6 protein-coding genes are annotated in these 8,463 nt (G+C 40.0%); 4 read left to right on the forward strand and 2 right to left on the reverse strand.

The genetic code is table 11. The annotated features are described in order from the left end of the window. The 4 genes from KME09_23525 to KME09_23540 all read left to right on the forward strand — a co-directional run bounded on the left by KME09_23525 (position 1) and on the right by KME09_23540 (position 5,652). Positions 1-1,095: a Gfo/Idh/MocA family oxidoreductase gene (locus KME09_23525; protein ID MBW4536905.1), complete on the forward strand. Its 1,095-nt coding sequence runs from the start codon at positions 1-3 to the stop codon at positions 1,093-1,095. Positions 1,096-1,491: 396 nt separating this feature from the next. Further along, entirely contained in the window at positions 1,492-1,773 is a 282-nt protein-coding gene (locus KME09_23530; GenBank protein MBW4536906.1) for a WGxxGxxG-CTERM domain-containing protein, read from the forward strand. A 304-nt stretch (positions 1,774-2,077) separates the two neighbouring features. After that, on the forward strand, positions 2,078-3,358 hold the full coding sequence (gene serS / locus KME09_23535; GenBank protein ID MBW4536907.1) for a serine--tRNA ligase: 1,281 nt from the start codon (positions 2,078-2,080) through the stop codon (positions 3,356-3,358). 386 nt (positions 3,359-3,744) lie between these two features. Continuing rightward, positions 3,745-5,652 carry a tetratricopeptide repeat protein gene (locus KME09_23540; protein ID MBW4536908.1) on the forward strand — a complete coding sequence of 636 codons (1,908 nt, stop codon included), beginning with the start codon at positions 3,745-3,747 and terminating at the stop codon, positions 5,650-5,652. A gap of 204 nt (positions 5,653-5,856) precedes the next feature. On the opposite strand, the gene KME09_23545 is transcribed toward KME09_23540, so the two are convergent. Further along, positions 5,857-7,473, reverse strand: a complete 1,617-nt coding sequence (locus KME09_23545; protein ID MBW4536909.1) for an ATP-binding cassette domain-containing protein — start codon at positions 7,471-7,473, stop codon at positions 5,857-5,859. Next, positions 7,388-7,993 (reverse strand): amidohydrolase family protein, encoded by a 606-nt coding sequence (locus KME09_23550; protein ID MBW4536910.1) that lies wholly within the window; start codon positions 7,991-7,993, stop codon positions 7,388-7,390. The genes KME09_23545 and KME09_23550 overlap by 86 nt, the downstream gene beginning before the upstream one ends. Positions 7,994-8,463: the final 470 nt, after the last annotated feature.

Consider the following 8,463-nt stretch of genomic DNA (forward strand, 5'->3'; position numbering starts at 1 on the left):
ATGTCATCACAACCTATTCGCTGGGGAATTATCGGCACAGGATTTATAGCGGGCGAATTTGCTAAAGGATTAAAATCAGTTCCCCAAGCTCAACTAATCGGGGTTGCTTCTCGAAAAGCTGCCAATGCGCAAACGTTTAGCCAAGTATTTGGCATCCCGCGTTTTTATCATAGCTGTGAAGAATTGGTGCAAGATCCCGATATCGATGTTGTCTACATTGGCACCCCTAATTATACTCACAAAGATCTGAGTATTTTGTGTTTAGAAGCAGGAAAACCAATTCTGTGCGAAAAACCTTTTACTGTTAATGCTGCTCAAGCTCAGGAAGTAATTGAAGTCGCCCGTCGCCAACAGTTATTCTGCATGGAGGCGATGTGGATGCGCTTTATGCCTTTGGTTCAACAGGTAAAAACCATGATTGAACAGGGAGAAATCGGTCAGGTGAGAATGCTCACGGCAGACTTTGGTTATGTCGTTAACGCTAACAGCAGTAGCCACCTTAATACTTTAGAGCAAGGAGGAGGAGTGTTACTCGATCGCGGTATTTATGGGCTTTCTCTGGCGTATTATCTTTTGGGTGAACCATCTGGTATCCAGACTCAGGCAAATCTTCTAGATACAGGAGTAGATGAACAATCTGCGGTGCTGTTAAATTATGCTCAAGGGGCATTAGCCGTTTTAGCTCAATCTCTTGGGACAGAAAGCTCTAATCAAGCCACGATCATGGGTAGTAAGGGGAGAATTACTCTAGACAGACTGTTTATTATGCCCGAAAAAATTTCCGTCACTAAGTTTCCTGAAGCTACAACTAATTCTTTTGCCTCTCCTTTAACACCTCCTAGCAGTAAACAAAAGCTGATGGCGAAAGTTAAGCAAAACTCTCTAGTTAGACGAGTCTATCTTTCCCTGGCGAGTTTATTAAACTCACGAGCAACTACAGTTAAACCTTTGGTAGGAAATGGCTATAACTACGAAGCAGCAGAAGTAGTTAGATGTCTGCAAAACGGCGAGCTAGAAAGTAAGGTTATGCCTTTAGACGAAACATTAAAGATTATGGCAACTATGGATCAGATTCGCAGTCAGTGGTCTAAATAACCTGAGTTTGTATTCAACAGTGAGTCCTAAAGGATTAGCTCGCAAGCTCGCGTCACAATGAGCAATGATCATTGAAAAAAGAGGTCTTAAACCTGATTAATCCTACTTCTACATAACTATTAAAATATATAATTTGTTACTGAAATTTTGCCAATTTAATTCAATTTAATTATTCGCTCATCCGCCAGATATACACGGCAAAACAAAATAATATTTACTTAACAATAATGTATGTGAAAAGACTTATTTTTTAAGAGAAAATTTGGCAATCCGTTGAATTTATTAGATTAATTTATCAGACTAAAGATTGATTGATTCTCTAAACGAAAAGAATAAGCTTATCTCAAGATTGAAAAACAATCGCAAATCTTTATTCATATCTGGAGATATATAGTAATGAAACTTTCACATTTATACAAACTTTCAGGCGCGGGCTTGCTGGCGCTTAGTTTGGCAGTTATTCCTTTTAGTGCTTTAGCACAGGGACAGACAGAAACAGATTCAACTGAGGTTGTTACAACTGAAGATGATAATTCTGAATGGGGATGGTTAGGCCTACTTGGTTTGTTGGGGTTAGCTGGGCTTGCTGGCAAGAATAAGCATCGCGATAATAGTACTCATCGTGAGGTTGGAACTGCCCAACCTTTTCCTGATACGCCTTCTCGTCGTATCGATTGATAATGCTTGCCGCTCAAGTAAAAATCAAAAATTTGGGCGCAATTAACATTTGTTCTACATTTGCTTTAGTTTCGTCCAAATAGTTCCGTCTGTAAGGAACATAATCTATATCTGCAATATATAAGCTGTATATGTCAATTTTAACGCTTTAATGACTTTCTTTAACATTGACGATGCTGAGCAAGCCCAGCTTAATCGCTATTAATTATTTATCTATTGTTAATTTCAAATATATTATTAAATAATTCAAAAACGAGATATCCTAACATAAAGCAAGAAAGTCAGTGAAGCATAGATAAAAGCGGTGTTAGACCTCAAACTAATCAGAAATAATCCCCAACAAGTTCAAGAATTGATCGATCGTCGCCACGGTAATTATGATCTTCAACCCATCGTCAAATTAGACCAGGCTTCACGAGAACTGGAAACTAGCCGTAGTCAACTCAGCGCTAGGGGGAACGAAATTGGCAAACTGATTGGTCAAAAAATTGCTCAGGGCAGCAACCCTCAAGGAGAAGAAATTGCCCAGTTGAAGACAGAAGGAAATGAGATTAAAACAAAATTAAGTGAACTAGAACCTCAAGAAAAAGAATTAAAAGCCAAGATTGAAGTCTTGCTATTAGAATTACCCAACCTACCTGATGAATCAACTCCCCTAGGGAAAGGAGAAGAAGAAAACGTAGAAATTAAACGTTGGGGAGATCAATATATTACCGAAAATAAAAATGTCTTGCCCCACTGGGAAATTGGCGAGCAACTTGGTATTCTTGACTTTAAACGGGCGGTAAAAGTAGCTCAAAGTCGTTTTGTAAATTTAGTTGGTGCGGGGGCAGCTTTAGAAAGGGCTTTAATTAGCTTTATGCTAGATACTCAAATCGCAGCTGGATATGTGGAGGTAATGCCTCCTGTCTTGGTTAATAGCATTTCTCTCCAGGGTACAAGCCAGCTACCTAAGTTTGCTGAAGATAGTTTTCAATGCAGCAACGATGATTTGTGGCTAACACCAACGGCTGAAGTGCCTGTAACCAACCTCTATCGAGATGAAATTCTGGAAGATACGGAACTCCCAATTCGCCATTGCGCTTATACTCCCTGTTTTAGAAGAGAAGCAGGTAGTGCAGGCAGAGATAGCAGGGGTTTAATTAGACTGCATCAGTTTAATAAGGTGGAGTTGGTAAAAATAGTTACACCTGAAACCTCTGATGCCGAACACCAGGCTTTAGTAGAGAATGCTGAAGCAATTCTGCAAGCGTTAAAACTGCCCTATCGCGTATTGGAACTTTGTACAGGAGATATTGGTTTTGGGGCAGCAAAATGTTACGACTTAGAAGTTTGGTTGCCTGCTGCTGGAATGTATCGAGAAATTTCTAGCTGTTCTAACTTTCGTGACTTTCAAGCACGTCGAGCAAATATTCGCTTTAAACAGGCAGGACAAAAAGGGACCCAGTATGTTCATACTTTAAACGGTTCGGGGTTAGCGATCGGTCGCACTATGGCGGCAGTTTTAGAGAACTATCAGCAACTAGATGGTACTGTGAGAATTCCTGATGTGCTTCAACCCTATTTAAAACGAGAAGTTTTATAATCCACATTCGATCGCATGGCTTTTTAATTAGTTAACCTAAAATCTCAACTATCTAAGCTATTAGTCAGCAAATGATCATAAATAATTGATTGCGAACTAATGTAAGCTAAATTAATTCGCATTTCTTGGTGTTTGAGTTAAAATTATGCTTAAAATAAGCGCTTGTTTTAAGCATAGTAATTATTTAGTACTAAAATAGCCAATTATTGACAATAATTCTCTATGAAGAGATTTTCCGACAAAAATAAAGATTAGATGAAATTTAGGACATTGCCCTTAAAATTTATAAAATAGCTGGGGTAAATACTGACCTTTTTGTATTGTAGATTCTCAATATCAGTTGATTGACTTAAGTAAAATTGTTTATATATCTTTTTAACTAGCTAATGTTCAAGCTATTGCAAAATTTTTTTCACAGCGAAACTAAGCCAACAGAGACGGCGATCGTCAAGTCCGATGACTCGGATTGGGAGGCACAAATTGCTCAAGCAGATGTTTTCTGGGAACAAGGAAAATTAAACGAAGCCCTGGCAATCTATGATTTAGCAATTGAACAAAATCCTAACTTACCCGAAATTAAGCAGCGTTTAGCAGGGCGGATTAAACAGCAAGCAGATCTTGCCGTCGCTTACCAAAGATTAGCTATGGGTTTGAAAAAACAAGGAAAAATTGAGCAAGCCGCTAATTACTATCGTCAAGCAATTAATCTTAAAGCTTTGGCAGGAAATACTAAAAATCAATTATTGCGTTCCAATGTTGTTCCTGTCAAAAAATCGCCCATTCCTCTTGCTAATTTAAAAGAAGCGGCTTTTTCTTTTCAACCCTTAACTAATAATTTTGCGATCGCCAAGGTAACTTCAGCACCGCCAGTCTCACCCAACCTGAAGCCAGAATTTGACCCTACTCCCAATTTTTCGCCTCGGATCAAAGCAGTTAATCCTCAGCAGGCAAAACAAATAGACTGGGAAACGGCTCAGGTATACTTTCAAAAGGCATTAGAGCATCTGGAAAAACAGGAATGGGAACAGTCAGCACTAGCCTGTAAAAAAGCCACGCAAATCATGCCTAAGATGGCAGAAGCCTATAAGATTTGGGGTAATGCTCTCCAAAGAATGGGTCAAACTGGACAGGCAATGGCTTGTTACGCTAAAGCAGTAGAGCTTAAACCCAACTTAGCGGAAGTCTATGCGGGAATTGCTGATATTTATGCTCAACAATTAAAATGGCAGCAGGCAATTAAGCATTATCAAAAGGCGATTATTATCAAGCCAAGTGTGAAAATATATCGTAAACTTGCAGCAATCTGGCAAGAAGTAGATGAAGCTGAAAAAGCAGAGTTTAGTCTTTATCAGGCTACAGAACTGGAGTTAGCTGAAAGCTTAAGTAGCAAAAAATCTTTAGATTTAGAATTAGCGGCAATTGACCACAATAATATCGAAGATGCTGTCAAAGCTTATTGTCGAGTAGCAAAAAAGTTAGAGCAGAATAATCAGTGGCAAAAGGCTTCATTATACTATCGGCAGGCTATTAGCTTAAGTATGTCCCGTCCTGTTCTAGCGCCATCAAAATCAGCCCAAAATCAGCCAGAGTTATCTCGGATTTTGCAGTCGCAGTCTCCCACAAAAGATACTATAAGCCAGTTGGATAAAGCAATTCAACGTTATTATAAGCAAGCAAAGTTGCAGCCCAATTCTCCTAAAGTTTATACAGATCTGGGTAATCTTTATGCCAAGAAGAATAATTTTGCCGAAGCGATCGCCTGCTATCGTCAAGCTATTAAGTTAAACCGTCAATATCCTAACGCACACCTGAGTTTGGCAAGAACCTTATTCAAGGCAGGAAAGCAGCAAGAATTTGTCAAAGAGATGCAGCTAGCTTTGGCTTTACAGCCTAATATTGGTACGGCAATGGATCGTTTTCATCTGGCAGATGCCTTAGTTGAGCAAAATCAAGAACAACAAGCAATTGGTTTTTATCATCAAGCGGTAACTCTCGATCCTACGTTTTCTCCTTCGTATCATCGTTTAAGCGACATTTTAAGTAGACAAGGGAAACACGATCGGGCGATCGCTGTTTTAGAACAGGGAATTCAGCAAAATCCACAAAATCCCGAATCCTATTATTTCTTGGCGCATCAATGGGAACAGTTGGAAGAATGGAACAATGCCGTTAAATCTTACAGTCGAGTATTAGAAATAGAGCCGAAATATCCCGAAGCATCGAAAAAATTAAATCATGCTCTGGCACAGAAACTTAAGCTTAACTTTCAAGCGCAAAGCAAATCTAACAATTAAGTAGGTGGGTGTAATTAAATTGAAAATGAGGTTAGGGAGTAACAAGTAACAAGTAACGAGTAATATGCGGAGCGGTATGCTAAAGCCCTAAAGGACTAACTTCGTGTCGCATTTGCGGAGCTTATCCTTTAGGACTAGTAACAAATAGCTCTAAGGGTAGGGGTTTGATCAATTATTTTGCCTACCTACTTAGTTCTGGGAACGTTATGCGCGTAAGTTTCCTAGATAAGAATTGATAATTGCTGAATCTTGACTCAACTTGTCTGGTGTTCCTGTTTGGATGATTTTTCCTGTTTCTAGGATATAGAGGCGATGGGCAACGGAAAAAGCTAATTGAGCCATTTGATCTACCAACAAGATCGAAATCCCTTCTTTACATAGTGACGCTAGAGTGGCGTAAAGAGAGACAACTAACTGAGGCGCTAGTCCTAGAGAAGGCTCGTCTAGGAGCAAAACTTGTGGTTTAGCCATTAATCCTCTAGCGATCGCCAGCATTTGTTGTTCACCTCCTGAAAGTAGCCCAGCCTGTTGATTACGCAGTGTTTTTAAAGCGGGAAAACGCTCCAGCATCATGTCTATATCTTTGCCTATTTGAGTATCTTGTCGCTGAAATGCCCCTAAGCGCAGGTTATCCATCACTGATAATTGGGTAAATACTTGTCTGCCTTCAGGAATTAGGACAACACCTTGATTGGCTAGTTGTTGCGGTAATAGTTTAGTCAAATTCTCGCCGCGAAACAACACTCGTCCCGATCGCGCCTTTACTAATTGAGCAATACTTTTCAGTAGAGTAGTTTTCCCCGCATCATTCGCCCCGACGACTGCAACTAATTCTCCCTGACAAACTTCTAAAGATACGGCTTGTAATACCTGAAGTTGACCATATCCTGCTGTCAGGTTTTCAACCGCTAAAATTGGGGTTGTCGAGTTGCTGAAGGGAGGATCGATCTGATTCTGGGTAACTCCTAAATAAGCCTCTAAAACCCGTTGATTGTTTCTCACCTTCATCGGGGTGTCGTCACAAATGACTCTACCGCGATCGAGAACGACGATGCGATCGCTGATTTCCATGACTAAATTGATGTCATGTTCGATCACAATTACTTTGATGCCTGAATTCGCTAAACAACGTAACAGTCTGGCTAAGCGATCTTTCTGTTGTTCTCCTAATCCTGCTGCTGGCTCGTCTAACAAGATTATCTGAGGACTTGTGGCTAAAGCACGGGCAATTTCGACTAAACGGCGATCGCCAAACGCTAAACTGTCAGCACGGGCATGAATGTTATCTTGATAGCCCACAAAAGCGAGTAGTTCAATTAATTTAGTTTCTAGAGGTGGTTTGGTTTTTTGCTCCCTACCCAGTAAAGCTGTCAGGATATTACCCAAGCGATCGCCAGTATAGCCAACTTTTAAATTATCTAATACCGAAAGAGAATCAAATAGGCGAGTAGTTTGAAAGGTACGACTTAAACCCGCACGCACAATTTCTAGACTATTTTTACCTGTTAAATCGAGCTGTCCCAAATAAACGCTACCAGATTCAGCAGTATAAAAACCCGCTAAAAGATTGAGCAAGGTAGTTTTACCCGCACCATTGGGGCCAATGATCGAAGTTATCGTTCCCGATTGAGCTATAAAATCGACATTGTTGACAGCTTTGACACCGCCAAAACTAATGGTTATTTGTTCTACTTTCAGGGGTAAATCGGTTTGATTTTTAACTCCCAATGGCAAATTATTCCCAGATATTGCTGGTGGATAGATGGCATCGGCGCGATCGAGACGTTCGATCAAAAAGCTGACTACTGAGGGTTTCGGCAATTACTACTGGCAGTAATAAAGGTGCGTCGTCATCAAGAAAGTCAAGGTGAAAATCAACATCGCAATCAAACTCTTGAGCTAAATCGAAAACAAGACGAATATTTTCTTCTGGCTCAGGATCGACATAGGGAGCAGAGCCGATCGCATCTCCTCCCATCGCCAGCGCTTTTCTGAGTAAATCTATTGTCCCTGGCTGATTGGTAATTCCTTCTTGCGCAAATACTGCTAATTGTAAAGTTAGACCCCAGGCGTATTCTGCTTTTAAAGGCAATAATGCTGCCATAGATTTTAGCTGTACGATCGGATCTACTTCGACATGGGTGCGCATAGATGTAGTACCAAAGGCGATCGCTTTTTCGATTACCCTTCTGGCTCTTGATTGAATATCGGACTGGGTATACTCTTGCTTTGCCTGAAGAGTTTTTTGCAGCGCTTCGGTAAAAGTCCCCTCTACCGCAGGATAGCGATCGAGTAACAAAGCTTTATCCAGATGGATATGAGGATCGACAAGTCCAGGAATGAGTAATTTTCCTTAAGCATCTAGGGTTTCATCAGTTGCTTTTAAGATCGGTGCAGCAGAAATTTGGGTAATGTAACCATTAGCGATCGCCACATGCCAATTACCTTGTCTATCTGGTAAAGTAACCTTGGTAATTTTAAGACTCATATTTGTTGTAATTTAGACGACATTTTTATATTTGAATTTTGTTAAGTCAGCATAAATTGTATCTATCGGGACTGCCAACTCCTATGATGCTTTAATGTTGACTGCTAAGGCGATCGACCAAGCAGGTTCTACAGAAGGTGCAAAAATACAGGCAGCTTTTGAAAAGCTACCTCAATACAAAGGCTTGATTAAAACCTATAGCATTTCTCAAATAAGTGAGATACATTAGTTGAAATTCGGAAAGCAAATCTTAAATGAAAGCGTATTCACTCGATTTCAGACAAAAAATTATCGATGTTTATAACAAAGAGGAAATTTCACAG

Source organism: Pleurocapsa minor HA4230-MV1 (genome assembly GCA_019359095.1).
In the GTDB taxonomy this organism is placed as follows: domain Bacteria; phylum Cyanobacteriota; class Cyanobacteriia; order Cyanobacteriales; family Xenococcaceae; genus Waterburya; species Waterburya minor.